Annotated in this window: 21 protein-coding genes; 7 read left to right on the forward strand and 14 right to left on the reverse strand. The window is 58.1% G+C overall.

Features of this window, described 5'->3' with window-relative positions; genetic code table 11:
* Positions 1-22 precede the first annotated feature (22 nt).
* Positions 23-955: a chemotaxis protein CheV gene (locus NLU14_RS10170; RefSeq protein WP_275706124.1), complete on the reverse strand. Its 933-nt coding sequence runs from the start codon at positions 953-955 to the stop codon at positions 23-25.
* Positions 956-1152: 197 nt separating this feature from the next.
* Here NLU14_RS10170 and flgA point away from each other — a divergent pair, with 197 nt between their 5' ends.
* The 3 genes from flgA (at position 1153) to NLU14_RS10185 (ending at position 2845) form a co-directional block, all read left to right on the forward strand.
* A complete protein-coding gene (gene flgA / locus NLU14_RS10175; RefSeq protein ID WP_275706125.1) occupies positions 1153-1857 on the forward strand; it encodes a flagellar basal body P-ring formation chaperone FlgA in 705 nt (234 codons plus the stop codon).
* 183 nt (positions 1858-2040) lie between these two features.
* Complete coding sequence (gene flgM / locus NLU14_RS10180) at positions 2041-2367, forward strand: flagellar biosynthesis anti-sigma factor FlgM (protein ID WP_275706126.1); 327 nt, start codon at positions 2041-2043, stop codon at positions 2365-2367.
* A gap of 7 nt (positions 2368-2374) precedes the next feature.
* Complete coding sequence (locus NLU14_RS10185) at positions 2375-2845, forward strand: flagella synthesis protein FlgN (protein ID WP_275706127.1); 471 nt, start codon at positions 2375-2377, stop codon at positions 2843-2845.
* Positions 2846-2888: 43 nt separating this feature from the next.
* On the opposite strand, the gene NLU14_RS10190 is transcribed toward NLU14_RS10185, so the two are convergent.
* Entirely contained in the window at positions 2889-3626 is a 738-nt protein-coding gene (locus NLU14_RS10190) for a cyclic di-GMP-binding domain-containing protein, MshE-related (protein WP_275706128.1), read from the reverse strand.
* A 223-nt stretch (positions 3627-3849) separates the two neighbouring features.
* Between NLU14_RS10190 and NLU14_RS10195 the strand changes: the two genes are divergently transcribed.
* The 3 genes from NLU14_RS10195 to NLU14_RS10205 are packed head-to-tail and all read left to right on the forward strand — an operon-like array spanning position 3850 to position 7094.
* The gene (locus NLU14_RS10195; RefSeq protein ID WP_275706129.1) at positions 3850-4467 is read left to right on the forward strand and encodes a peptidylprolyl isomerase; all 618 of its coding nucleotides are present in this window, start codon (positions 3850-3852) and stop codon (positions 4465-4467) included.
* Positions 4468-4493: 26 nt separating this feature from the next.
* Positions 4494-6401 carry a bifunctional tRNA (5-methylaminomethyl-2-thiouridine)(34)-methyltransferase MnmC2/FAD-dependent 5-carboxymethylaminomethyl-2-thiouridine(34) oxidoreductase MnmC1 gene (gene mnmC / locus NLU14_RS10200; RefSeq protein ID WP_275706130.1) on the forward strand — a complete coding sequence of 636 codons (1908 nt, stop codon included), beginning with the start codon at positions 4494-4496 and terminating at the stop codon, positions 6399-6401.
* Positions 6402-6461: 60 nt separating this feature from the next.
* The gene (locus NLU14_RS10205) at positions 6462-7094 is read left to right on the forward strand and encodes a CBS domain-containing protein (RefSeq protein ID WP_275706131.1); all 633 of its coding nucleotides are present in this window, start codon (positions 6462-6464) and stop codon (positions 7092-7094) included.
* A gap of 22 nt (positions 7095-7116) precedes the next feature.
* Here NLU14_RS10205 and NLU14_RS10210 read toward each other — a convergent pair whose 3' ends face one another.
* The 5 genes from NLU14_RS10210 to NLU14_RS10230 all read right to left on the reverse strand — a co-directional run bounded on the left by NLU14_RS10210 (position 7117) and on the right by NLU14_RS10230 (position 17399).
* Positions 7117-9858 (reverse strand): hypothetical protein, encoded by a 2742-nt coding sequence (locus NLU14_RS10210; RefSeq protein WP_275706132.1) that lies wholly within the window; start codon positions 9856-9858, stop codon positions 7117-7119.
* Between the two features lie 137 nt (positions 9859-9995).
* Positions 9996-12029: an NAD-dependent DNA ligase LigA gene (ligA, locus tag NLU14_RS10215; RefSeq protein ID WP_275706133.1), complete on the reverse strand. Its 2034-nt coding sequence runs from the start codon at positions 12027-12029 to the stop codon at positions 9996-9998.
* Positions 12026-13078, reverse strand: coding sequence for a cell division protein ZipA (gene zipA, locus NLU14_RS10220; protein WP_275706134.1), 1053 nt, complete (start codon positions 13076-13078; stop codon positions 12026-12028). Before zipA ends, ligA begins: the two co-directional genes overlap by 4 nt.
* 141 nt (positions 13079-13219) lie before the next feature.
* Positions 13220-16714, reverse strand: coding sequence for a chromosome segregation protein SMC (gene smc / locus NLU14_RS10225; protein ID WP_275706135.1), 3495 nt, complete (start codon positions 16712-16714; stop codon positions 13220-13222).
* Between the two features lies 1 nt (position 16715).
* Positions 16716-17399 (reverse strand): GntR family transcriptional regulator, encoded by a 684-nt coding sequence (locus NLU14_RS10230; protein ID WP_275706136.1) that lies wholly within the window; start codon positions 17397-17399, stop codon positions 16716-16718.
* Positions 17400-17671: 272 nt separating this feature from the next.
* Between NLU14_RS10230 and NLU14_RS10235 the strand changes: the two genes are divergently transcribed.
* Entirely contained in the window at positions 17672-18601 is a 930-nt protein-coding gene (locus NLU14_RS10235) for a GGDEF domain-containing protein (protein WP_275706137.1), read from the forward strand.
* Here NLU14_RS10235 and rluB read toward each other — a convergent pair whose 3' ends face one another.
* The 7 genes from rluB to lpdA all read right to left on the reverse strand — a co-directional run bounded on the left by rluB (position 18602) and on the right by lpdA (position 26231).
* Positions 18602-19570, reverse strand: coding sequence for a 23S rRNA pseudouridine(2605) synthase RluB (gene rluB / locus NLU14_RS10240; RefSeq protein WP_275706138.1), 969 nt, complete (start codon positions 19568-19570; stop codon positions 18602-18604).
* A gap of 36 nt (positions 19571-19606) precedes the next feature.
* Positions 19607-20269, reverse strand: a complete 663-nt coding sequence (gene scpB / locus NLU14_RS10245; RefSeq protein ID WP_275706139.1) for an SMC-Scp complex subunit ScpB — start codon at positions 20267-20269, stop codon at positions 19607-19609.
* A gap of 39 nt (positions 20270-20308) precedes the next feature.
* Positions 20309-21154, reverse strand: a complete 846-nt coding sequence (locus tag NLU14_RS10250; protein WP_275706140.1) for a segregation and condensation protein A — start codon at positions 21152-21154, stop codon at positions 20309-20311.
* 29 nt (positions 21155-21183) lie between these two features.
* Positions 21184-22398: a tryptophan--tRNA ligase gene (locus NLU14_RS10255; RefSeq protein WP_275706141.1), complete on the reverse strand. Its 1215-nt coding sequence runs from the start codon at positions 22396-22398 to the stop codon at positions 21184-21186.
* Positions 22399-22577: 179 nt separating this feature from the next.
* A complete protein-coding gene (gene sucD, locus NLU14_RS10260) occupies positions 22578-23450 on the reverse strand; it encodes a succinate--CoA ligase subunit alpha (protein ID WP_275706142.1) in 873 nt (290 codons plus the stop codon).
* A complete protein-coding gene (gene sucC / locus NLU14_RS10265; RefSeq protein WP_275706143.1) occupies positions 23450-24616 on the reverse strand; it encodes an ADP-forming succinate--CoA ligase subunit beta in 1167 nt (388 codons plus the stop codon). Before sucC ends, sucD begins: the two co-directional genes overlap by 1 nt.
* Positions 24617-24791: 175 nt before the next feature.
* Positions 24792-26231 (reverse strand): dihydrolipoyl dehydrogenase, encoded by a 1440-nt coding sequence (gene lpdA, locus NLU14_RS10270; protein WP_275706144.1) that lies wholly within the window; start codon positions 26229-26231, stop codon positions 24792-24794.
* Positions 26232-26239 lie beyond the last annotated feature (8 nt).

Consider the following 26239-nt stretch of genomic DNA (forward strand, 5'->3'; position numbering starts at 1 on the left):
AGTCGGAAGAGCAACAGCCGCATCACTGCTCGCGATCGACAATTTCCATGACCCTTTCCGCCAGTTCATCCGGGCTGAATTTGGCCATGAAGTCGTCTGCACCTACTTTCTGTACCATTGCCTTGTTAAACACACCACTCAGTGACGTGTGCAACATGATAAATACGTCCTTGATTGCAGGCTCATTTTTACACTTGGTGACCAGAGTGTACCCGTCCATTTCCGGCATTTCGACATCGGATATGATCAGTGAGAGATGGTCTGTCACGCGGGAGCCGTTGGAAATGATCTCCTGGAGATAGTCGTAGGCCTGTTTGCCGTCGTTTTTACTGACAACTTCCATTCCAATCGCGGTAAGACACCGCTCGATCTGGCGTCGTGCAACGGCGGAATCATCCACAACCAGCACCGGCAGATGCCCCGGTACCCTTTCGGCACTACGGGTGCGGACTTCATCGGTGATATCTTCCTCGAACGGCGACACCTCTGCGAGTATCTTTTCAACGTCAATGATCTCGACCAGCTTGTCGTCAATGTGCGTGACCGCTGTCAGGTAGACGTCTTTCCCGGCGCCTTTGGGCGGAGGAAGTATGTTTTCCCAGTTCATATTCACAATACGGTCAACACCGGCCACCAGGAATCCCTGGGTCCTGCGGTTGTATTCGGTAATGATCACGAAGCTTGTGGCCATCTCTTCCTTGGGGATACCAGGAAGGCGGATAGACATACCCAGGTCGATGATGGGAATGGTCTCACCGCGAATATGGGCGACACCCCGCACCATCGGACGGCTATTCGGTAACGACGACAGTTTCGGGCACTGAAGCACTTCCTTGACCTTGAACACGTTGATGCCGTATATCTGTTTGCCACGAAGGCGGAACAACAGAAGCTCCAGGCGATTCTGTCCCACCAGCTGCGTGCGCTGATTTACACTGTCCAATACCCCTGCCATCGTCTTTCTCCCGCTCGAAACAACTCACTGCCGGCACGCATCTTGCTGCGTCATTGTTCAAAGTCGTGCGGCACCGAAAATGTGCCGGTTTATTGACTCCCTGGGTAGGCTTAACGGCCGGTTCCGGGAATCATTAGCACATTCCCGAATAACGGGACCTTGCCCGGTTATTGACAGCATAGGACAAACTGCGGCGTATGCGCATCACCATTTTCATCATCACACTGCTAATGTCTACGTTTGCAGGCGCCGCCCTGGCAACCGGGACCACGGCGGAACAAATACACAGTGGCGCCGAACGCTTTCTGGAGACGTTTGCGCAGGAACAGGCCAAAGAAGGCTTTTCCGTCACCTATGACACAGGCCGGCTCGACGCCCGCCTTTCACTGGCGCCCTGTAAAAACCCTCTCAGCGTGTCCTTCAGCGGCGATCCCTGGACAACCACCCAGCCTTCACTGCTGGTAGCCTGCGAAGGTGGCCGTCCCTGGCGTATGTTTCTACCCGTTTCAGTTACCATTACCGGTGACGCCATGGTGGCAGCCCGTACGCTGGGCCGCGGTGAACGGCTGACAGAGGGTGCCATTCAGACCGATTCCGTCATCGTGAATTCAATCCGTCGTGGCGCAATCACCAGCAAAGACCAACTGATCGGGATGGAAATGCGACGGGGCGTGAACGCCGGAACCGTCTTTACTGCCGATCTGGTGCTGGCCCCGGCCGCCATAGAACGGGGCGATCATGTTATTATCAGCGCTCACAGTGGCAACTTCTCGGTCAATTCCAGAGGCAAGGCATTAGCCAGTGCCGGCATTGGAGAGCAGGTCCTGGTGGAGAACCTGTCATCGTCCAGGACCGTACGCGCCCGTGTGACCGGGCCCGGCCATGTGGAAATTCCCATGTGAAGCGCGGCTCCGGCATCGGCTGGCCGCTGGCGGCAAGCGTTTGCCGGTTACCGGGAGAAGAATGACAGGAATGTAATTCCATTTTTGTAAAAATTTGCTAAAGAAACGTAAAGCCATGCCGATAGACAGGTATGAAATTCGTGGAGCCGCCCAATGCGGCTGATCAGCTAAGCAGGTAACGTTATGTCAGTTGACTTTAATGGAATAGGCCCAGGCCAGGTCAACACCCAGAAAACCACGGCCGACAAGTCTTCCGGGGCTCAGAACACCCAGCCCTCCGCTGCAGAACAGGCGAAGACCCAGGCTCAGGGTGCCCGTGGCGAAAATGTCAATTTGAGCAGCCAGGCAAAAGACCTGAAGCAGCTTGAGCAGAAACTCGGCAATTATCCGGAAATGGACGATGACCGCATCGAACAGATCCGCTCTGCCCTGGAAGACGGCTCCTACAAGATTGACGCTGAGAAACTGGCCCAGAAAATGCTTGAGATGGATGAAAGCATTTTCGGGTGAGTAAATCATGGCCACAATCGATGAATTGAAAGACCTTCTTTCCCAGGATATCCGCCAGCTGGAAACACTGGCGGATATTCTCTATCAGGAAAAAGACTGCCTCTCCACCTCCGACATCCGCAAACTTGAAGCGCTGACCGGCGAGAAGAACACGCTGCTGGAACAAATCCGCGAGCGAGCCAAGCTTAAAATCCGCCTTTTGGTAAACATGGGCTTCCGCCCGGAGAGCGGGGCACCGTCCCGTTTTATCCGCAGCGCCGGCCTGGCGGACGTACATGCCCTGTGGGAAGACGCCGACAAGCGCCTGAAAGCCTGCCAGGAACTGAACCATACCAATAGCAGGGTTGTCAGCCACCTTCAGAAACGTCTTTCCCGGCTCACGGATATCTTCCGAGGCGTAGCCGGGCACCAGAAGCTTTACGGTGCCCAGGGCGAACAGAAAGCGGTGTCTCACAGCACTATTCTTGCCAGCGCCTGACCCCTGATATTCGCAAGCCCGCGCCGGTTTGGCCTGTGCGGGCTCAGCGGGTATAGATCGTCATCTGTGAGTCCGGGTGAAAACGGATGTTGTCGATGGCAATGTTGCCCATGGACGGTCCCTGGCTGCCACTGACCCTGATATTGTCCATGCGGATCTGTTCAATCCTTTCCGGGAAAGCCATTGTCAGCCCCCCATCATCCCGAATGGCGTACCGGGGAACATCGTCCCGGTAGTGCACCCCGGAAATGGTCAGGTCGGAATCCAGGAAATTCAATACCGGCACGAAGATATTCGCCGTCAGCTTCAGACCTTCAACAACGTCCGGTTCCACCTGGCCCGCCCCGCCATCCTCCCCGACCATGGCTGACACATTAGCGAGGCGCTCCATCAGGGTTTGATCACCCTGCCCGGAAACACCAGCCATTTCCTCATCGTTCAGTGGCGCAAACCCGGAACGTTCGTAGAGTTGGCCTGAGTTGCTGGTATCCCGGGAGTCATTTGAGGGGTTGCCCGCCGCGAAACTGATCAACGGCTGGAACGGCAGTACAGCCATGGTAACCAGCGCGGCCGCATTTCGGTATCGGGACTGGTGCTTGAGGACACGGTGAAGCTCGCGTTCGGTAATCCAGCCAGACTGGACAAACACTTCACCCAATCGCTGCCCGGTCTCGCGCTGTAAACGCAAGCCCTCTTCAAGCTGGCTTTCGGAAAGGTAGCCACGGTTTATCAGCAACCGGCCAAGACGGGATTTTTCTTCGAAACCCTGACGGATTTTCACGGTATGCCTCCACTCAGTTCACAGTGATTGCCGTACAACCTGGCCCGGTCAGACTGCATCTGTATCCATGATGCGTTAAAAGGTTAGCTGATAGTCATGAACTTCGCTGTGAATCTGCCCGACTTGACAAGCAATTTCTGCTAACATCCTGTTACATGCAGGAGCCCATGGCGACAGTATCGCAGCAAACATTCCCGGAGCTAACAACGTGAGCCATTGTAGGATGACAAATTCCGTAAAACCGTTTCGTTATGTGATGCAGATCGCCCTATCTGTAACGATCATGCTGGGTTTCAGCTTCTCGGCGGTTGCGGAGGAAAGCCAGAACGAATTACCGCAGGTGATTATTGAAACCAGCGAAGGCGCCATTGAAGTGACCCTGCGCCCCGATATTGCGCCCGAAACCGTGGACAATTTCATCACCTACGCGAAGAGCGGTTTCTACGAAGGCACGCTTTTCCACCGCGTTATCCCCGGCTTCATGATCCAGGGCGGTGGCTTTGACGAAAACCTGAAGCAGAAACAGACCCGAAGCCCAGTCCCTAACGAGGCCAAACCAACGGCCAAGAACCTGAGGGGCACTATCGCCATGGCACGCACAAGCGCACCGGACTCCGCCACTTCCCAGTTCTTTATCAACCTCACCGATAACGGCTTCCTTGACGCTGGAGTTCGCGGGCCAGGCTACGCCGTATTCGGAAAGGTCACCGGCGGTATGGGTGTTGTGGACGCCATCGCCAGTAAGGAAACCGTAAGATCCCGGGGTATGGCGGATGTACCCCGGGAGCCCATCGTCATTCATAGCGTTTCGGTCAGGCAAACCGATACCACTGCTGAATAATCGAGTAACAGACGGGTAGAGAAACAGTGATAACGGATTCAAGGCTTCCATCCATCGAAACCGCCGGCATTGAATGGCATGAGGGTGCTCCCTACTCTCGCCGTTTCAGCGATGTCTACTTCAGCCGCGACAACGGGCTTGAAGAGACGCGCCACGTGTTCGTCAGCCACAACCAGCTCACGGAACGTTTCCCGGAGGTTCCCGCTGCAGGCTCATTCGTTATTGCGGAAACCGGGTTTGGTACCGGGCTGAACTTCCTTGCCGCCTGGCAAGCCTGGGATCAATCTGCTTCGTCAGCCGATGCCTGCCTGCATTTTGTTTCCGCCGAGCGCTACCCGCTCTCCCAGGACGACCTGGCGCGGGCGCTCTCCATGTGGCCGGAGTTGAGCGACTACGCCAATCAACTACTGGAACAGTACCCCGAACCGATTCACGGCGCCCACCGGCTCATCTTCGACGGCGGGCGTGTGAGGCTGACCCTGTTTTTTGGTGACGTGCTTGACGCCTGGCGCGAGCTTGATTTCCGGGCAGACGCCTGGTTCCTGGACGGCTTTTCGCCCGCCAGGAATCCTGACATGTGGACAGAGGCGGCGATTGATGCCATACGCGGCCACAGCAAGCCCGGCACCACGCTTGCCACCTTTACCTCCGTCGGGGAAGTTCGCCGGCTGTTGACCAAACTTGGCTTTACCATGCACAAGGTGCCCGGTTTTGGTAGCAAGCGAGACATGTTGGCCGGTGCACTTGCCGCCCCTGCGGCCCACGCAACACCTGCCGCAGCCAATGACATTGAATCCATCGCCATTATTGGTGCCGGAGTTGCAGGCAGCCTGCTTGCCCGTAACCTCGCCCAACGCGGGCTCCATGTCACCGTGATTGATCAGGCAGAAGAGGCAGGAACAGCCGCTTCCGGCAATCTCCAGGGTGCCCTGTATGTGAAACTGGGGGTAGAGTTCAATGACCAGGCGAGACTCGGTCTCTCGTCGTTGTTATTCAGCCAGCGCTACTATCAACAGTTCGGTGGCGATTGCTGGCACCCGTCCGGGCTTGTGCAGCTCGCCCACAGTGACAGTGAGCAGGAGCGCCAGGCCCGTTTTATCGAGCGCAATGACTATCCGGCAGGTGTACTACGCCGTGTCAGCCCGGAAGAAGCCTCGGAACTGGCGGGCGTTCCCCTGCAACGGGGAGGCTTGTGGTTTCCAGGCAGTGGCTGGCTTGAACCCGGCAGGCTATGCCAGTCTCTTATGGAGCATCCGCGTATACGCCGGTGCTTCGGTTTTGACGTACACCGGCTGACCCCCTGCAATGGCAAATGGCATATCGCCGGCAACGGTGAGCAGGATGTCGTGGTTGACCGGGTGATCATCTGTGCCGGCCATCAAACCCCCGGCCTGATTCCCCTGCACGGCGGCTTCCGCTTCCGCGCCATACGTGGGCAGGTCACCCATGTGCCGGCGGCGTCTTTAAAATGCCCCAACGTTGTCGTATGCGGCTCAGGTTACCTGAACCCTGCCCACAACGGTATTGCGCTGGCCGGCGCCACCTTCGACCTTCACGACCATTCACCGGCGCTCTCCACCAACAGCCACCGGGACAACCTGTCGATGCTCGACTCGATGATTCCCGGCGCCCTGCAGGTACCGGAGTCGGAACCTGACGACTTCGAGGGCAAAGTCGGCTTTCGCTGCACTACCCATGATTACCAACCAGTCGCCGGCCCCCTGATGGACGCACACGGTCATGCGCTTGAAGGCATTGACCTGTTTACCGGCCTGGGCAGCAAAGGGTTGAGTTATGCACCGCTATTGGCGGAATACATTGCCGACCGGATCTCCGGGCAACCTCAGTGCCTTCCGCGTTCTCTGGCGAAGCGTGTGGCGACTCACCGCTGCCATCGTCCGGAAATCGTCCAGCCGGAAACCATTAGCGCCTGAAGAAATCAAATATCCGGCCGATACCCTGAAAAGGCCCTGTTGTTACCGGAGCAAATCGCTATGTCCATTCATGTCAGTGAACCCGGCAGACCTGTCGGAACCCGCCTGCCGGAAATATTCCGGGGCCGCCGCGTGGACGACGTTACAGAATTGACTGAGTCACACAGCATCGACGTGAGGCACAGCGAGACAACCGACGCGGAGTTCCAGTTGGCAGCCAGGTCTGGCAGACAACGTGCCATTGAGGAATACGGTGCTGCGGCTTCCGGTGAACCCAAAGAGAGACGTGCCTACCTGCCGGTATCCCAGATTTGTACGCCGGCCCTCTATTCCCAGCCAGCAACCGCAACCGTCGCCGAGGCACTGGATGCCATGGATGAGAACGGCGTGCATCACATTGTGATTACGGCAGAGGGTAACGTTGCGGGGCTTGTGGATTTGCGCTGGCTTCTGGCATGGCTGCACGAAACCAATGCGGATGCCATGGGCTCAAGCTTCGTGAACATTGAGCTGCCCGCCTTCCTGACCTCGTCTCCCGAGACTGATGCACATCAGCTTGCAAGACTGATGCTGGCTCATCAGTTGAACGCGGCGCTGGTGGTTGATGAAAAAGGCCGCCCGTCCGGAATTGTGACCAGTACGGACTACCTGAGGCTATACGCCGATGCCGGAAGGCATGAAGGTAGCGTATAACCATTGGCACCCACTGCTGAATTTAATGCAGCGGGTGGCCCTCTCCTGTAAACAGCCGAATCTCCCAGCTGTCTGACGTTGCGCCCAGGATTCTGACCAGCGCTGTAATCTCATCATCCCGGTAGTTTTCCAGGCTGACGATGTCGCCCTCGGCGCCCCCTAACGACAACTGCCTTCGCCATTCACGGCTCTCGTTTTCGGTTTCACCATCATCGCTGATAGCATCCTCAAGCCGGATCCGCGCCAGGATGGGATTATCCAGGCTGTTGCCCTCACTCTGTGCAAAATTGCCATTGGTCCTGCCCGCCACCAGTATGTCCCCGTCATAAGGCCTGACAGCGTTCAGGGATTCGGTAGAGACATCATCCTCATCGTTAAAGGTGAAGGCACGGGTGACATCCCCGGCTGTGGTGTAGGACAGGGCAAACCCGGCCTGACTGTTGAGCTGGCTACGCTGTAGGGAACGGGCGGTATTTTCGGATTCAACCCGATAACGACCGTTGCTCTGGCCAACCATCCAGATGTTGTTTGTGCCGTAGATGGCGTTGACGGGGTTCTCATCGCCGCCGGTTCCGCGCTGATTGACGTTAATAGTGCTGTCGGCGCTGGATGCAACGTAGAAGAACAGGTCCCTTCTCCCAAGCTGGGGTTCACCCCTGACAGCGCCGGAGGAGCTGCCGATCAGCAGCGGGCTGCTGGCAGACGTGCTGCCGCCAACAACGGACTCGTCGTGTCCGGCAGAGCCCACCTGTCTTGTCCAGGCAACAACAGGCACCACCGAATTCCCGTCCACAGTGGTGTCAATTCTTTGGAGGAAGCTGTCCACGCCCCCTGCGGCGCTCTCGTTTGGCCATTGGCCGTTGGTCTCACCGGTATTGACCACGTAGCCGCTGCCTTCATCAATGCCCGTCCACCTGGGAATATCATCACCGGATGTGCCAGTGACGATGTCCCATACCAATACATAGCTATCAGGATCCGGGGCCGTGTCGAAGAAGTACAGGAGAGTATGAACGTCCACACCGTTGCCACTGGGGTCACCGGCGGGGGTCTCGTCACTGCCGAAGGAAACCACAAATTCGTAGCGGGTGACATCATCGCCCCCTTCCTCTACCTCCCGTTCCGCGAATCCAATAACAGGCCCGGCTCCGGCAGTAACGGCGGCTTCCGACAACCGTTGCTCGCTCATGTCCCCTTTCTGATTGAAAATACGGACCCAGGGTCGGTTGCCGTCATCAACGCGATAGCCGGCAACGAAAAGGCGGCCATCATGCCCCATCGCTGTATCCGTAGGTACAAAGCCCGCGCTTTCGCCCACCGCGAGCGGCGAGGTCAGCTCATTGATATTGACTCGCAGTTTGTCGGCATCCGCCGTGGCCGCGAAATTCTCCCTTCCGGACTGGTAACGCTCATCCAGGCCCAGCAGGATAAACCGGTCGTTCTCCAGCTGGCCATTGGTGTAGGTGTCGGGAACCCTGATGCGAAAGTGAACCTCCCCGGTACCTTCTTCAAACGTAAGGATCTCCCCATCCGTCCAGTCATCATTCTCGTCCCGAACCTGAACAATAAAATCCTCGCCCAGGATAACCTCGGAATCATCATCCTCACCCAGCTTCACCTTGTAGGCACCGGTGCGCTCGCCGCTGATCAAAGCGACGTATTCCTGAGTATCCCCAACATTGATGGCGTCCCGGGTGCCGCCGGAAGTGGTCTCCAGGCGCACTGACGGCTCGTTGTCCTCAATCCGCAGCAATTCTCTCACCCCGGAATTGGAGCTGCCCAGGCCGGCCAGCCCGGAACGTACCTCGGTCAGCCTGAGGTTCAGGGTTTCCAGTGGCTCTGGCTCGGAATCCTCAATGACTTCCAGCCTTATGTAGCATTCGGTGATTCCAGGCTCCAGCGTGATCACCCCCTTTGACAGGAAGCCCTCGTCACCGGGCTGGTATTCCAGATAGGAGGGCACCGGCAGTGCCCCTTCACTGGCGGTGCCCAAGCCAACAATGTCCTTGCCGATAATCGCTTCATTATTGTTGGCCGCCCCGTTCTCGCAGCGTTGGTGCGGAGGGTCAAAACCTTCGTCGCAGCGTGACGGATTGAAGCTGGAGTCCAGCTCGAAGGCGACGGCCACCCGCGTGACAGAAGGCTGGTCCAGAAGCACGCGGACCAGAACCGGATAAGTGTCGGTCGTACGTTGCTCGGTATCGATCACCGATCCATCGTCGTCGTAGATGTTCACATCGTAGGTCTGGCTGCCGGTCTCACCCAGTTCCGGCGCCTCGCAGCGACTATCCCTTTCCTCGGGCGCTTCGGTTGCCTCTCCCTCGGTGAAATCCTCAATGGCAAGGCTGATAACATTTTCCTGCACTTCAATCTCGAAGGGCTGGGCTCCGGCCGAGCTGCCATCATTAGCAACCAGGGTGATGTTCTCGGTTGTGCCCAGGTCATCCCGGCCCCGTGAGCCACCGGTCAGCCCTGGAACACCCCGCATGATGACGCCCTGGCGCGCCTTGTTGGTGGTGTCTTCCAGTGCCAGCCAGGAAGGGGCGTTGGTGAGCGAGTAATCGAGAATGTCATCACTGTCAAAGGCACCGAAGTTGTAGGCGTATTCAACGCCAAGGTAGGCGTCATTCGGCGGGACACCCAGGATGAACGGGTCGTCGGCATCCTGTTCGGTCTTGCAACCGCCAACAGCAATGACAACAAAGGACAGCAGGGCAAGATACCCGGCTCGGGCAAAGCTGCGAGGTAGCGAATCGGCGCGCATGGAAAAGTCCGTTTCAGAGCATTGTTTTTATGGGTGCGTTACACACCGTTACAGAACAGGCTCATGGTAATCAATTTATAACGGGCGGGATCTGCGCGAGTTCTCAGAATCAGGCCACGGCGGTGGGCGCCGCGGCCTCAGGGTTCAATATTGTGGGTTGCCAGGAAGTCAATAAAGGCCTGTTCGTCCATGACCTGCACACCCAGGCTTTCAGCTTTGGTGAGCTTTGAGCCCGCGGCCTCACCGGCTACAACACAGGAGGTCTTTTTGGATACGCTGCCTGCCACCTTGGCGCCCAGGGACTCAAGCTTTGCCTTGGCGTCGTCCCGGGTCATATCGGACAAGGTGCCCGTCAACACCCAGGTTTCCCCTTTCAGGGGCTTTTCGGCCGCTGTGATTTCCTCGCTTTGCCATTGCACGCCGGCCGCTTTCAGGGCCTGGATGGTTTCCTGGTTGTGGGGCTGATCAAAGAAGCTGCGAATATGACCGGCCACAATGGGACCGACATCCGGTACCGACTGCAGGGCTTCCTCGTCAGCCTCGCTAATGGCTTCCAATGTCCCGAAATGGCTGGCCAGGGCCTTGGCGGTTGCCTCGCCTACTTCCCGGATACCGAGGGCATAGATGAACTTCCAGAGTACCGGGTTGCGGGACCGATCGATGGCGTCGATCAGGTTGCCCGCCGATTTTTCGCCCATTCGCTCAAGGCCGGTCAGGTCCGCTTTCTTGAGCAGGTAGAGATCAGCCACGGTGTTTACCAGTTCCCGATCCACCAGGATATCAATCCACTTGTCCCCCAACCCCTCAATGTCCAGCGCCTTGCGGGATGCGTAGTGGCGGATGGCCTCTTTGCGTTGCGCCGGGCAGAACAGGCCACCGGAGCAACGTGCAACCACTTCGCCTTCAATCTGGACAATGTCGGACTGGCACACCGGGCAAGCATCGGGCAGTTCTACCACCCGGGCGTTTTCCGGACGCCTTTCGGTCACCACCTTGACCACCTGGGGAATGACATCCCCCGCCCGACGGACAAAGACGGTATCCCCAATCCGGGCATCCAGGCGGCGAATTTCGTCCATGTTATGGAGCGTGGCGTTGCTGACAGTAACGCCCCCCACGAATACCGGTTTCAGGCGGGCAACCGGGGTTACCGCGCCGGTGCGCCCCACCTGGAATTCCACGTCTTCAATAACCGTCAGTTCTTCCTGCGCCGGGAACTTCTGGGCAATGGCCCAGCGAGGTGCGCGGGACACAAAACCCAGTTGCCGCTGCAGGGCCAGACTGTTGACCTTGAAAACAATGCCGTCGATCTCGTAGGGAAGGCTGGCGCGCTTGTCCATCAATTCGTCGTAGGCCTGCAGACAGGCGTCCGCGCCGCTCGCCTTGCGCATCTCCGGATTGATCCGGAAACCCCAGTCCTTTACCTGCTGCAACCCCTCCCAGTGGGTGGCGGGCAAAAGGCTTTCATCTTCCAGTGCGACACTGTAGGCGCACATTTCGAGGGGGCGGCGGGCGGTAACAGTGGGTTTTTTCTGGCGCAGGCTTCCGGCAGCAGCGTTGCGGGGGTTTACAAAGGTTTTCTCGCCCCGGTCCGCGAGGCGTTTGTTCAGGGCCTCAAACCCGTCACGAGGCATGTAGACCTCTCCCCTGACCTCCACCAGTTCCGGTACGTTTGTACCGCGAAGCTTTAATGGCACAGATGGAATGGTTCGGATGTTGGCGGTTATGTCCTCGCCGGTGTAGCCGTCGCCGCGGGTGGCAGCGCGGGTCAGGATGCCGCTTTCGTAATGCAGGCTTACCGCAAGCCCGTCCAGTTTGGGCTCGCAGACATACTCAATGTCGTCGGTGGTTTTCAGCCGGTCTTTCACCCGGCGATCAAAATCCCGCAGTTCCTCGTCACTGAATGCGTTGTCCAGGGACAGCATGGGGATTCTGTGCACCACCTCCTCGAAGGTGGTTTCCGCAGAGGCACCTACCCGGCGAGTGGGTGAGTCCGGCGTCACAATGTCGGGATACTGTGCTTCCAGTTCCTGCAGTTCGCGGAACAGGCGGTCGTATTCGGCATCCGGAACCCCGGGGTCATCAAGAACATAGTACTGGTAGTTATGTTCGGTGATGAGGTCCCGGAGCTCTCCGGCCCGGCTGATCACGTCGGGAGAGGCTTTGGTCATTTTTTGGGGGATCGTTGCTTGCGTTCGAATTCACGGATGCGTTGGCGACAGTGCTCGATGGTCTGCGGCGTCATTACACTGCGCCGCTCGTCCTTCAGTTCACCGCCGAGGTTACGCACCACACACTGGGCCGTCTCCAGCATGAACTCGAAAGCCTGCATGGCGTTGGTTGGCCCGGGCATACTCATGAAGAAACTGATGCCAGGTGTGGAAAGCTCTGGCATGTCTTCCGGTTTGAAGGTTCCGGGTTCAACGGCACTGGCCACGCTGAACTGAACGGGGCTGGTGGTGTCTGCCCGTTCGTGGCGGTGGTAGATGTCCATGTCGCCATGCTCCAGGCCACAGGCTTCAAACAGTGCTTTCAGTTGGGTTCCGGTAAAGTTCCGGTCACTCTTTGCCAGCACATTGATAACAATTACCTCCCGCGCCTCCGGGCGGTTGGCCCCGGCCAGGGGCTGCCCAGACTGGCGAGCGATGGACTCTCGCCTTGCAGTGTCTTCCTCAACCTCGGTGGTGACGGTGGGTGGAACCGCCTCTTCCATCTCCTGCTCTGAAGCGGCGCTGGCGTCTTCCCTATCACTCTGGACGGCTCTTGGCTCGCCCACCATGCCTTCGTCCGCGGTCTCGGCTTCAGGCTCGTCATCTACAGCCCCCCATCCCGTGTCGGCCTCGTATCCTTCCTCATCGGATTCGCTGGCTGCCAGTTGCTCAGGCTCTGGCGCCTGCGCCTTCTCCTCCGATGCAGTATCCCGGGTGCTGCTCACCACCGGCCGGGTGGGTTTGGGCTCGGGTTTGGCAAAACGACTCTTCTCCGGCTTCACATAGCCGCGCTCTTCCAGTGTATCGCGGGAGATGGTCCGGGCCCCGCCATTGGGCAGTTCCGGATTGTAATCCTTGTCCAGCGGCGAATCGTCCAGGTCATCCGCCCCCATACCGGAGGAAATTGCGATTGATTCCTTACGGGCGCGCCTCATGCGGCGCAGGCCATCAATCACAATACCAAGGATGACCAGGGTACCGATGGCAATTAACCATTCCCTAAGAGACATAGTGGTGCTGTCCTGTTTGCAGATCAGATATCGTTGCTACTCTAAGAAAAGCCTGTAATGAATACAACGCAAACACAGGCCAGATGGCGTTTTTGTCATCTTTGCACGAAGTTTCATCATTCGAAGCCAGAGCGCGGGAGATCAGGCCTCCGCCAACGCCGCGGCCTCATCCACATCCACCGACACCAGCCGCGAACACCCCGGCTCGTGCATGGTAACGCCCATTAACTGGTCCGCCATTTCCATGGCAATCTTGTTATGGGTAATGTAGATGAACTGCACCTGTTTTGACATTTCCTTCACCATGTTGGCGTAACGACTCACGTTGGCGTCGTCCAGCGGCGCGTCCACCTCGTCCAGCATACAGAACGGGGCCGGGTTGAGCTGGAAAATCGAAAACACCAGTGCGATCGCCGTCAGTGCTTTTTCCCCGCCCGAAAGCAGGTGAATTGTACTGTTTTTCTTGCCCGGTGGCCGCGCCATGATCGCCACGCCTGTTTCCAGCAGATCTTCGCCGGTCAGTTCCAGGTAGGAGTTACCACCCCCGAACACCTTCGGGAACAATGCCTGCAGGCCACCATTCACCTGGTCAAAGGTTTCCTTGAAGCGCTGGCGGGTTTCCCGGTCGATCTTGCGTATGGCGTTGTCCAGGGTTTCCAGGGCTTCCATCAGGTCTTCGTGCTGGCTGTCCAGGTAGGTCTTGCGCTCGCTCTGTACCTGGTATTCCTCAATCGCCGCCAGGTTAATGGCACCCAGACGCTGGATGCGCGAGGCAAGCTTTTCCAGCTCGTCCGCCCACTCTTTTTCACTGGCATTTTCCGGCAGTGTCGAGAGCACTTCCTGCAGGCGGACATCCAGTTCCTCGAGCTGTTCCAGATGATTACCAGCGCGGATTTCCAGCGCCTGTGATTCCATTTTCAACTTTTCGAGGCTGGCCCTGACATCCTGGATGGTGTGCTCTATGCGGCTGCGGCCCTGCTCTTTCTCACGCACTTCCTGGTCAATCTCTTCAAGGGCATCCCGGGCCGCGCCCAGTTTTTCCTCCTCGGCAAGGCGACGGTCCAGCAACCCTTCCAACTGCATCTGCAGGTCTTCAATAGGTTCCTCAGCGCTTTCACGGCTTTCACGGAGGATATCGAGCCGTTCGTCCAGGCGCTCTTTCTGCAGTTGCATCCGGTCGATGGTTTGCCGCAGCCCGTCGCGCTGGCTGTTCAGGGACTGCAACTGAAGCTGCAACTGGTGGGCGTGGTCGCGATCGTGCCGGGCTTCCTGGCGAAGGTTGTCGAGGTTTTCCCGCAGCACATCCCTGCGTTCCAGAAGACGCTCTTTCTCTTCGTCGCTGTCTTCCGTCGAGGCCAGGGCCTGCTGCCATTCTTCCCGGGTTTCCAGCAGTTGTGCCTGCTGTTCCTCCAGGTTCATGGACACGTCCGCGAGGTCGTCACGGATGCGATGCAGGCGAGCATCGATCTGTTCCGCCCGGGCCTTCAGGCCGCTGATCTTTGACGACAGCGTTGCCAACTCCCGGTCCGCGTCCGACAGGCGGGCCTGGGCCTCGTCCCTGGCGGCCTCCGCGCGCTCAGACTGCTCCAGCAAACGGTCGAGGTTATCGGTGGCGGCTTCCAGGGCCGCTTCCGCCTGCTCCAGTTCACTGGCCAATGCGGTGACCTTTTTCTGACGTTCGATCACGCCAATCTGGGCGGCATCGGAATCCGGCATCAGAATCCAGTCAGAGGACAACCAGGCACCCTCGGGAGTAATAACGCTTTTACCGGGTGCCAACGTACCCTGGCGCTCAAGCGCCTCTGTCATGGACTCTGCGGTATCGACAAGGGCAAGGACGGAAGCCATGCCGCCAGCACCGGTGACCTTGCCGGCGAGCCCATCTGACGGGCTGTTGCCGTTTGGCTCACTGCTAACCAGGGCCAGGCCCCGAGGAGCACCGGCCATGGCCGATTGTACCGAGCCCAGGCCGGGAACACTGAGCCCCTGGCTGAAACGCCCGATCACCTGCTCCACGGCAAATTCCCAGCCGTCCTCAATCCGGAGCTGCTTCGCCAGCCGCGGGCTGTTGCTCAGGCCCCGATCATTCAGCCATGCCTGCAGGGTATCGTCCTGGCCGCCCATCTGTTCGTCCAGCAGGGCCTGCTGGGACTCGAGCGATGCCCTGAGGCTCTGGACCTGCTGACGGGCATCCGTTACCGTCTGCTCCGCGTCCCGCTGCTGGTGACGCGCTTCCTGAAGCTCGTCCTGAACAATATTGATTCGCTCTGATGCTTCTTCCCGCTGCAGCTCCAGGGTTTCCTGTTGCTCCAGCAAATCGTTCAGTTCCGCACGGTCAAGCTGGCCTTCCAACAGTTCCTGCTCGTCCTGAAGCCGTTGTTGGCGGGTACGGAGTTGCTCAATGGCATTCTCCAGGGAGCGGATACGGGACTGGGCCAATTCCGCCTGCCGACGGGCATCCGCGGAGCGGGAGCTGAAGTCCTCCCAAGTGTGCTGCCATTCACTCATGGCGTCCTCGGCACCCTGAAGTTTTTCCCCGGATTCCTCGGATTTCAGTGCCAGGGCCTCCTGTTCCGGCTCCAGCATGTCCAGTTCTTCCTGAATACCCGCCAGCTTTTCTTCGTCCTGCTCCAGTTCCCGGGCCAGTTCGCGCTGGTTTGCCATGGACTGGTCCAGTTCCGCGGCTGTCTGCCGGCTACGTTCACGCTGGTGCTCAAGGCTCTGTTCGATCCGGGCGATATCGGCGCCGGCTTCGTAATAGCGGGCCTGGGCCTTGTTGAAATGTTCGTTGCGGTCCTGGTGGCTGTCCCGCAGGGACTCCAGGGAGGTTTCCAGGCTGACACGCTCGGACAACTGCTTTTCCAGCTCCAGCTCGGTATCACGGATGCGGGTGCGCCAGGTCTGAAGGTCGGTGTCCAGGGACTGCCAGCGCAGCACCGTCAATTCGGCCTTCTTCTGGCGCTCCTCCTGTTTGTAGGCCTTGTACTTTTCCGCCGCCTGGGCCTGTCGCTCCAGGTGCTGCAACTGGCGCCCCAGTTCTTCCCTCAGGTCCGTCAGGCGCTCGAGGTTCTCCTGGGTCCGGCGGATGCGGCTTTCGGTTTCCTTACGGCGCTCCTTGTACTTGGAGATGCCCGCTGCCTCTTCGATATACATCCGCAGTTCTTCCGGCTTGGCTTCGATCAAGCGGGAGATCATACCCTGTTCGATAATAGCGTAGCTGCGGGGGCCAAGGCCGGTACCCAGGAACAGGTCGGTAATATCACGACGGCGGCATTTGGACCCGTTGAGGAAGTATTCTGACTGCCCCTCGCGGGACACCCGGCGCCGGACAGAGATTTCATTGAACCGCACAAATTCACCAGGTGCGGAACCGTCGCTGTTATCGAAGACCAGTTCAATGGACGCCTGGCCAACCGGTTTGCGGGCGGTGGAGCCGTTAAAAATGACGTCGGACATGGATTCGCCACGGAGGTACTTGGCGGAACTCTCACCCATGACCCAACGCACGGCATCGATGATATTGGACTTGCCGCAACCGTTAGGGCCCACAACCGCGGTCATGTTGGAAGGGAACGGCACCGTGGTCGGGTCCACGAACGATTTGAAACCGGATAGCTTGATGGATTTCAGGCGCATATCAGGCGCTCACCTCTTCCCTGAGAATGCTCAGTACCTGCTCGCGCTGGTGCTCACCGAACTCGCTGATTGCCTTCTCGAGGCCGGCCGCATCGTCACGGATGGCGGCCTCCGCCAGTTGCCGGAAAAAGCGCCCGGTTTCTTCCAGTTCATCGCGGAAGTTTTCCAGTGCCACAAAATAGGTTCGGCTGATCGCTGGGCGGAAATTCTCCAGAGTCTCTTCCAGGAACGGATTCTCCACCAGGCCGTAGGCATAACGCATAACCCCGAAACCCGCGTCGATTACCTGTTCGGCCGCATCACCGCCGGATGAGTTGAGGGCGTCGATAACCGCCTGCAGTTCGCGAACCTGCCCCATGACACCGGAGAGTTCGTTGCCGGACCAGCGCTCAAGTACCTTGCGGCCGAGCATGCACAACAAATCAATGTAGATATCGTAGAGACTGTTGACCAGTTCCGGTGTCAGGCGGGAAACAACGGCGCCACGGCGTGGGAAGATATCCACCAGATGACGGCGCTGGAGTATCAGCAGCGACTCCCGAACGGAGCCGCGACTGACATTGAGTTCCCCGGCAACCTTGAGTTCCTGGATCCGCTCGCCCGGCTTCAGGTCACCGGTAACGATACGCTGCCCCAGATGCTGGGCTATCTGCTCGGAAAGACTTTCGGGGGCCTGAAACCTCATAAAGTTGATCGCTCACTCGCTACTGGCCGCAAAGAATAAGCGCAGAAGTTTACCACAGGCACGAGCAAGCCCAATCCCCTTGTCCGACATTTTAACGATCCTGTCATGCCGGCAAACTCCTGCCGAAAATTTGACACGACCGAAAGCCTGGATGTCCAATATTCTCGAAGTCACTCAATGATTACGTTTTATCATGCTGTTTTATATTTATTTTTAATTAGTGGCTCGAAATATGCACTATGCGGGAAAAATACCTTTACAGGCCGCTTTGAGTGAAACACGTTCCCACTATCAACAAATCCGGACCGCAGCCCCAGAAACTCGCCGCCCTCAGGCAGGCGCACCGGGAGTGGAATGAGTCGCCGGATGTTCTTACGCGACTGACCCGCAGGCTTTCCACGACCCTCAATCTGGAAACCCAACTGGCCATACTGGCAGACGAAATTGGTCAGGTTGTTCCCTATGATCACCTGACCTATCGACATCAGATTACCTCCAGGGATTTTGTCTATGCCACGGGCATGGGTGGCCCTCACCGCTGCGATTATCGACTGAATCTCGAGGGCAGCTTTTACGGCACGCTCTCGCTCAGCCGGCGACAGAAATTCACCGAACAGGAACTGGAAGGTCTGGAGTTGATGCTTGCCGCGGCCATATGCCCTATTCGCAATGCCTGTCATTTTATTGCCATTGAGCAGGCAGCGCTGACCGACTCTCTGACCGGCGTTCCCAACAAGCGCGCCATGGACGAGGCGCTGACCAGGGCCAGCTGCCTTGGTGAGCGGCATGGCGAGGAGTATTCACTGATCCTGTGTGACCTGGACCATTTCAAGCAGGTGAACGACCGCCATGGCCATGTGGTGGGTGATCACATCCTGAAACTGGCTGCTGTGGAACTTGAGAGGGCTGTGCGGAATTCCGACTGCGTGTACCGTTTCGGCGGTGAGGAGTTCGCCATCCTGTTACCCCATACCGACGAGGCACACGCCCGGGTTGTCGGTGACCGGATCCGCGAATTCATTAACACCATTACCGTGAACTGCGGGGATACCGATGTCAGTGTCACCGCCAGTTGTGGCGTGGCCATGCGCCTTCCAGAGGAGACTGCCGACCAGTGGGTGGCGCGGGCAGACGAAGCACTGTACCGGGCGAAGGACCATGGCCGGAACTGCACAAGGGTATTCGCCGCAATCGGTATCTGACTATCGTTTACCTGACTTGCCGGGTGATTTGGCCGCTGGCTTTTTCGCAGGCCCGGTGCTGTCAACCTGCCATCGTGCGCCACCGGATTTACGGGGCGCAGCGCCGGGCTGCTTACGCCGTTTGCGATCATGGACTTTCTGCTCGGATGGCGTTTTGGCCGGAATCTCAACCGGTTTCAGGTCAACGGCCTTGCTCAGTGAATCCACCGCCTTCTGGTCAAGCTCTTCCCACTTACCGACGGTCAAGCGGCTGGGCAGGAAAACAGGCCCATAACGAACCCGCTTGAGGCGACTGACCCGCACACCCTGGGACTCCCACAGGCGGCGCACTTCCCGGTTCCGTCCTTCCAGCAGGGTCACGTGAAACCACTGGTTTATGCCCTTGCCACCGGCCTCGGAGATGTCGGAAAACTTCGCCATACCATCATCCAGCAGCACACCTTCAGACAGCCGCTGAATCATCGCCTCGTCCACTTCACCAAACACCCGTACCGCGTATTCGCGATCAATCTGCCGTGACGGGTGCATCAACCGGTTGGCGAGTTCGCCGTCGGTGGTGAAAAGCACCAGGCCGGTGGTGTTGATATCCAGCCGGCCAATGGCAATCCAGCGATGATCACGCAGCCGCGGCAGGCGATCAAACACCGTTGGGCGCCCTTCCGGATCACGTCGCGTGGTTACCTCGCCTTCAGGCTTGTTGTAGATGAGCACTCGCCGGACCACTTCGGCACCTGCGGTGATATCAAGGCGTTTGCCGTCCAGTTCAATGCGGTCATCGACGGTGGCCTTCTGGCCTGGTTCCACGGGCTGGCCATTAATAACCAGGCGGCCGGCTTCTATCCAGCCTTCGACCTCCCGGCGTGACCCGACACCGGCACGAGCCAACAGCTTCTGGATGCGTTCCGGGCCGCCAACGGGGGCGTCTTCCGGCTTTTTGTGTTCCGGTTTGCGGGGGCGATCTGCCGCCATGAATCTGTCCTTAACGAGTGTCCGATGCCGGCGGCATCAGTGAAGTGTCTGTCCTGGCGTGGGTTCGGAGGGTTCCTCCGCCTCCGGTTCGCCAGCGTCTCTGGCCGGAGATTCGAATTCGATCTCTGCCTGCATGTTCTTTTCGATTTCCCGCCCGATCTCTTCCAGATCGCGGATTTCTGAAAGCGGAGGCAACTGGTCCAGGCCCTGGAGATTGAAGTAATCCAGGAACTGCCTGGTGGTAGCGTACATGGCGGGCCGGCCGGGAACATCGCGATGCCCGACAACCCGCACCCATTCCCGCTCGAGCAGCGTGCGAACGATGTTACTGCTGACAGTTACACCGCGAATATCCTCGATTTCGCTGCGGGTGATGGGCTGGCGATAAGCCACCAGGGCCAGGGTTTCCAGCAATGCCCGTGAATACCGCTGGGGTTTTTCCTCGAACAGCCGCCCGACCCAGGGCGCATACTCTTCCCGTACCTGCAATCGGTAGCCGCTGGCTACCTTCTTCAGCTCGAACCCCCGCCCATGACAGGACTGCTCAAGCAAGACAAGCACATGCTCCATCACCTGGCGGGCCGGGCGCTCCTCTTCCCCGAACAGGTCCCGCAACTGGTCCACAGACAACGGTTTGCCCGCGGCAAGCAGGGCTGCTTCGGTAATGGCCTGAATTTTTCGGAGGTTCTCTTCGTTCATAAATCCGCTACCGGAGTTAGGGTGTGCAACAACAATCGCTTATCTGGACGCCCTGGCCCTGACGTGAATCGGGCCCAATACTTCTGCCTGCACCACTTCGATCAATTGTTCCTTGACCAGCTCAAGGGTCGCCAGAAAACTCACCACAACCCCAAGCCGCCCCTCATCCGGCGTAAACAGGCTTTCGAAGGTGACGAACTGGTCGTCCCGCAAAACCGACAGTATCGCCGACATACGCTCCCGGGTGGACAGACGCTCCCTTTCCACATGATGGCTGGTGAACAGGTCCGCGCGCTTCAGCACCCCCTGCAAGGCGAACAATATTTCCTTCAAGTCCACATCGGGATGGGGGTGGCTGGAGGGCATCCGGGGCAACGCGGCTGAGGCCGAAAAGGTATCCCGCTCCTGCCGGGGCATTTCGTCAATGTCTTCGGCGGCCTGCTTGAAGCGTTCATATTGCTGCAGTCGGCGGATCAGTTCCGCCCGGGGATCAATGTCTTCTTCATCCTCGGTTTCCTGTCGTGGCAGTAACATCCGGGACTTGATCTCTGCCAGGGTTGCCGCCATCACCAGGTATTCCGCTGCCAGTTCAAAACGCATCGCTTCAACTGCACCGATGTAGTCCATGTACTGTTTGGTGATTTCACTGACATCGATATCCAGAATGTCCATGTTCTGGCGCCGGATCAGGTACAGAAGCAGGTCCAGCGGGCCCTCAAAGGCCTCCAGGAACACCGCCAGGGCATCGGGGGGTATATAAAGGTCCCGGGGCAGATCAACCATCGGTTTACCGGAGACCCGTGCGAGCGGTGCCTGCTCAGCGGCCGGAACAGGTACCTCTGCACCCTCCTCTGCCGCTGCCTTGCCTGCGCTATCGTCCGTCATGGTATCTCCAGAATCGTCATCGCCAGGGCTCAACGATAGCTCAGCCCCATCGCCGCCCGGACTTCCTCCAGCGTATCCCTTGCGGCATCCCTGGCGTGCTCACAGCCTTCCTCAATAATGGCGTGAACCAGGTCTGGATTGCCTTCATACTCGCGGGCGCGCTCTTGCAGGGGGCGCTGCTCTTCAATAATCGCGTCTATCAGCGGCTTCTTGCACTCCAGGCAACCGATACCCGCGGTGCGACATCCAGTTTGCACCCATTCCTGGGTATCCGCATCGGAATAGACCTGGTGAAGCCCCCACACCGGGCACTTCTCCGGCTCACCCGGGTCGGTCCTTCGCACCCGCTGCGGGTCGGTCTGCATGGTGCGGATTTTCTGGGCAACACTGTCAGGATCTTCCCGCAGGCCGATGTAATTGTTGTAGGATTTGGACATTTTCTGGCCATCCAGCCCCGGCATCTTCGATTCCGGTGTTAACAACGGCTGGGGCTCCGGCAGGATCACCTTGCCACCACCTTCGATGTAACCATAGAGTCGCTCACGATCGCCCAGGGAGATGTTCTGCTGCTCCTTGAGCAATGCCCGGGCCGTTTCCAGGGCTTCCAGGTCGCCCTCTTCCTGATAGCGCTTCTTCAGTGTGCGGTAGAGCTTGGCGTTTTTCTTGCCCATCTTGACGATGGCCCCCTCCGCCTGCTCTTCAAATCCCGGCTCACGGCCATAAATGTGATTGAAGCGCCGGGCAACTTCCCGGGTGATCTCGACGTGAGACACCTGGTCCGCGCCCACGGGCACGCGCCCGGCCCGATACATGAGGATGTCCGCGCTTTGCAGTAACGGGTAGCCCAGAAAGCCATAGGTGGCCAGATCCTTCTCACGCAGTTTTTCCTGCTGATCCTTGTACGTGGGTACGCGCTCCAGCCAGCCCAGAGGTGTAATCATCGACAACAACAGGTGCAGTTCGGCGTGTTCCGGCACTTTGGACTGGATAAACATCGTGGAGGAACCAGGGTTAACCCCGGCCGCCAGCCAGTCGATCACCATATCCCAGACACTTTCCTGGATACCGCTGGGGTCATCATAGTTCGTGGTAAGCGCGTGCCAGTCGGCAACGAAGAAGAAACACTCGAATTCATGCTGGAGTTTTACCCAGTTCTTCAGAACACCATGATAATGGCCAAGGTGCAACTTGCCGGTGGGACGCATGCCGGACAATATCCGTTGCTGGGATTCGACAGAACTCAAAGCATGAACTCCTTCTATTTATAGGGAACAGCCATCATATTGCAGGCTGACCGGGCATTATAGTCTTATGTGTGGCCCGCGTTAAGAAGCCATTGAAAAACCTGCCCCGGTGCCCGAAAACAAAAAGCCCCCGGCAGTCCGCAAGGCAGACCCGGGGGCTTTCATTCACCGGCGATGATTTACCAGCCAGTCACTTCCTTCAGCGCCTTGCCGATCTCGGCCAGGCTGCGCACGGTTTTGACACCGGCGTCGTTCAGGGCGGCAAATTTCTCGTCCGCCGTGCCCTTGCCACCGGAAATAATGGCGCCGGCGTGGCCCATACGCTTGCCCGGAGGTGCCGTGACACCGGCAATGTAAGAAACCACTGGCTTGGTAACGTTCTCTTTGATGAACGCTGCCGCTTCTTCCTCAGCCGTACCGCCGATCTCGCCAATCATCACGATGGCTTCAGTCTTCGGATCGTCCTGCAGCAATTTCAGGATATCGATGAAGCTGGAGCCCGGGATCGGGTCACCACCAATACCGACACAAGTGGACTGGCCGTAGCCGAAGTCCGTGGTCTGCTTGACCGCTTCGTACGTCAGGGTACCTGAGCGGGATACGATACCCACCCTGCCCGGCTTGTGGATGTGGCCCGGCATGATACCGATCTTGCTCTCGCCCGGAGTGATCACACCCGGACAGTTCGGCCCAATCATGCGAACGCCCTTGCGATCGACGTACTCTTTTGCGTAGAGCATGTCGATGGTCGGGATGCCTTCAGTGATGCACACGATCAGCTGGATGCCAGCGTCCGCGGCTTCAATGATGGCGTCCTTGCAGAACGGAGCCGGTACGTAGATAACGGTGGCTTCCGCGCCGGTCTTCTCAACCGCTTCACGAACGGTGTTGAACACCGGCAAGCCCAGGTGCTCTGTGCCGCCCTTGCCGGGGCTGACGCCACCAACCATCTTGGTGCCATACTCAATGGCCTGCTCAGAGTGGAACGTACCCTGTGCGCCGGTAAAGCCCTGGCAGATAACCTTGGTGTCTTTGTTGATCAGGATGCTCATTATTTACCCCCCGCGGCTTTAACGACTTGCTCTGCCGCATTGGACAGACTGGTGGCAGCGATGATGTTCAGGCCACTGTCGGCGAGTACTTGTGTGCCTTTCTCGGCATTGTTGCCTTCCAGACGCACGACCACAGGAACCTTGACGCCAACGTCTTTTACGGCGCCGATAATGCCCTCGGCAATCATGTCACAGCGAACAATGCCGCCAAAGATGTTAACCAGAACCGCCTTGACGTTGGTGTCAGACAGAATGATCTTGAAAGCCTCGGAAACACGTTCCTTGGTGGCACCGCCGCCAACGTCCAGGAAGTTGGCAGGCTGGCCGCCGGACAGCTTGATGATGTCCATGGTACCCATGGCCAGACCGGCACCGTTAACCATGCAACCGATGTTGCCCTCCAGCGCCACGTAGTTGAGCTCCCACTTGGCCGCTTCCGCTTCCCGGGAATCTTCCTGGGAGGGATCGTGCATCTCGTGGATCTTCTTCTGGCGATAAAGTGCGTTACCGTCAACGCCAATCTTGGCATCCAGGCAGTGCAGATCACCGGCCGGAGTGATGACCAGCGGGTTGATCTCTACCAGTGCGAGATCGCACTCTTCAAACAGCTTTGCCAGGCCCAGGAAGATCTTGGTGAACTGACCAATCTGCTTGCCTTCCAGGCCCAGCTTGAACGCCAGTTCGCGGCCCTGGTATGGCTGTGCGCCAACCAGCGGATCGACTTCGGCTTTGAGGATCTTTTCCGGAGTCTCTTCAGCCACCTTTTCGATCTCAACACCACCCTCGGTGGAGGCCATAAACACGATACGACGAGTGCCACGGTCTACCACCGCACCCAGGTAAAGCTCCTGGTCGATATCGGTAAGGGACTCAACAAGAATCTTGCTGACCGGCTGGCCGTTTTCGTCGGTCTGGTAGGTCACCAGGTTCTTGCCGAGCCAGTTTTCGGCAAAAGCACGGATCTCGTCCTTGCTCTTGACCAGCTTTACACCACCGGCCTTGCCGCGGCCACCAGCGTGAACCTGGGCCTTCACAACCCAGGCGTCGCCGCCGATTTCGTCAGCAGCAGCCACTGCGTCCTTGGGGGTATCGCAGGCAATGCCCTTGGATACTGGCAGGCCATATTCAGCGAACAGCTGCTTGCCCTGATATTCATGCAAATTCATAGTTAATGTCCCGCTTTCTGATGGAGGATAACCACATACGGAAATTGAACCCGCGCTGTGCGAATTCGGTTCGATGCGCCGGGGATCACCTCAGCGCACCCTTAACGCAACCGGAAACCAGCCGTTTTAATAGCAGCGGGGCGCCGTCATTGGCGCCCCTGTTTCCTGATCTGCGTTACTTCTTTTTGCGGCGGTTGGCGATATGGATCGCACCGCCGGCAACGCCCAGAGCTGCTTCATGCACGGACTCAGACAGAGTCGGGTGTGCAAAACAGGTAAGGGCGAGATCTTCGGCACTGGAGCCAAACTCCATGGCGATGACGCCCTGGGCAACGATTTCAGACGCCTGGGGGCCTACCACATGGAAACCAACGATACGGTCGGTTTTCGCATCGGCGATGATCTTCACCATACCCGATGTGGAATTTGCGGCCATGGCACGACCGTTAGCGGCAAACGGGAAGGTACCCACGTTGTACTCTTCACCGTCAGCCTTCACTTCTTCCTCGGTCTTGCCGACCCAGGCCACTTCCGGCGAGGTGTAGATAACGTTCGGAATGCAGTCGTAATTGACCTGGGGCTTATGCCCGGCAATCCGCTCGGCAACCATAACGCCCTCTTCAGACGCTTTGTGAGCCAGCATCGGGCCGCGGACCACATCGCCAATAGCCCAGACACCCGGGGCTTCGGTTTTGCAGTTGTCATCCACAAAAATGAAACCACGCTCATCCATCTGGACACCGGAGTCTTCAGACAACAGGTTGTCGGTGTATGGGCGACGGCCAACGCAAACGATCAGCTTGTCGAACTTGGCTTCCTGTTTACCCTTGGAATCCTCATAGGTCACGTTAACCAGCTTGCGCTTGACTTCCGCACCCGTCATACGGGCACCCAGCGTTATGTTAAGGCCCTGTTTCTGGAACTGTTTCAGCGCATCCTTGGCAATCTGCTGGTCGATGGCCGGCAGGAACGTGTCCACAGCTTCAAGCATCGTTACCTCTGAACCCAGGCGGGCCCAGACACTGCCGAGCTCAAGACCGATAACACCGGCGCCAATAACACCAAGACGCTTGGGCACTTCGGTGAATTCCAGGGCACCTTCGGAATCAACAATGTGCTGGCCGTCGAAAGGTGCCGGTGGAATCTGGATCGGCTTGGAACCCGTGGCGATAATGACGTTATCTGCCTCGTAGATCTTGGACTTGCCATCCTTATCCGTCACTTCAACGTTACGATTGGCCAGCAATTTACCGTGACCATAAATCGGTGTAACGCCGTTGGACTTGAAAAGCCCACCGATACCACCGGTGAGCTGGTCCACGATGCCTTCCTTGCGCTTCATCATCTTGGCGATGTCGAAGCTGACTTCCTTGGCGATGATGCCCTGCTCGGCAAAATCATGGCTGGCTTCCTCATACTTGTGAGAAATCTCCAGCAACGCCTTCGAAGGAATACAGCCCACATTCAGGCAGGTACCGCCGAGCCGGTTCTTGCCTTGTTTATCGGTCCAGGACTCGATACACGCGGTTTTCAGGCCCAGTTGCGCTGCCTTGATTGCGGCAACATAGCCGCCAGGACCAGCGCCAATGACGATTACGTCGTACTTGTCAGACATGTTTTATC

The sequence above is a fragment of the Marinobacter iranensis genome (assembly GCF_029207565.1).
Taxonomy (GTDB): Bacteria; Pseudomonadota; Gammaproteobacteria; order Pseudomonadales; family Oleiphilaceae; genus Marinobacter; species Marinobacter iranensis.

Excerpts from the sequence above, each read along its gene's own strand:
- NLU14_RS10170 (WP_275706124.1), bottom strand. The coding sequence starts at position 955 with ATGGCAGGGGTATTGGACAGTGTAAATCAGCGCACGCAGCTGGTGGGA.
- flgA (WP_275706125.1), top strand. The coding sequence starts at position 1,153 with ATGCGCATCACCATTTTCATCATCACACTGCTAATGTCTACGTTTGCA.
- flgM (WP_275706126.1), top strand. The coding sequence starts at position 2,041 with ATGTCAGTTGACTTTAATGGAATAGGCCCAGGCCAGGTCAACACCCAG.
- NLU14_RS10185 (WP_275706127.1), top strand. The coding sequence starts at position 2,375 with ATGGCCACAATCGATGAATTGAAAGACCTTCTTTCCCAGGATATCCGC.
- NLU14_RS10195 (WP_275706129.1), top strand. The coding sequence starts at position 3,850 with ATGACAAATTCCGTAAAACCGTTTCGTTATGTGATGCAGATCGCCCTA.
- NLU14_RS10205 (WP_275706131.1), top strand. The coding sequence starts at position 6,462 with ATGTCCATTCATGTCAGTGAACCCGGCAGACCTGTCGGAACCCGCCTG.
- NLU14_RS10210 (WP_275706132.1), bottom strand. The coding sequence starts at position 9,858 with ATGCGCGCCGATTCGCTACCTCGCAGCTTTGCCCGAGCCGGGTATCTT.
- ligA (WP_275706133.1), bottom strand. The coding sequence starts at position 12,029 with ATGACCAAAGCCTCTCCCGACGTGATCAGCCGGGCCGGAGAGCTCCGG.
- zipA (WP_275706134.1), bottom strand. The coding sequence starts at position 13,078 with ATGTCTCTTAGGGAATGGTTAATTGCCATCGGTACCCTGGTCATCCTT.
- smc (WP_275706135.1), bottom strand. The coding sequence starts at position 16,714 with ATGCGCCTGAAATCCATCAAGCTATCCGGTTTCAAATCGTTCGTGGAC.
- NLU14_RS10230 (WP_275706136.1), bottom strand. The coding sequence starts at position 17,399 with ATGAGGTTTCAGGCCCCCGAAAGTCTTTCCGAGCAGATAGCCCAGCAT.
- rluB (WP_275706138.1), bottom strand. The coding sequence starts at position 19,570 with ATGGCGGCAGATCGCCCCCGCAAACCGGAACACAAAAAGCCGGAAGAC.
- scpB (WP_275706139.1), bottom strand. The coding sequence starts at position 20,269 with ATGAACGAAGAGAACCTCCGAAAAATTCAGGCCATTACCGAAGCAGCC.
- NLU14_RS10250 (WP_275706140.1), bottom strand. The coding sequence starts at position 21,154 with ATGACGGACGATAGCGCAGGCAAGGCAGCGGCAGAGGAGGGTGCAGAG.
- sucD (WP_275706142.1), bottom strand. The coding sequence starts at position 23,450 with ATGAGCATCCTGATCAACAAAGACACCAAGGTTATCTGCCAGGGCTTT.
- sucC (WP_275706143.1), bottom strand. The coding sequence starts at position 24,616 with ATGAATTTGCATGAATATCAGGGCAAGCAGCTGTTCGCTGAATATGGC.
- lpdA (WP_275706144.1), bottom strand. The coding sequence starts at position 26,231 with ATGTCTGACAAGTACGACGTAATCGTCATTGGCGCTGGTCCTGGCGGC.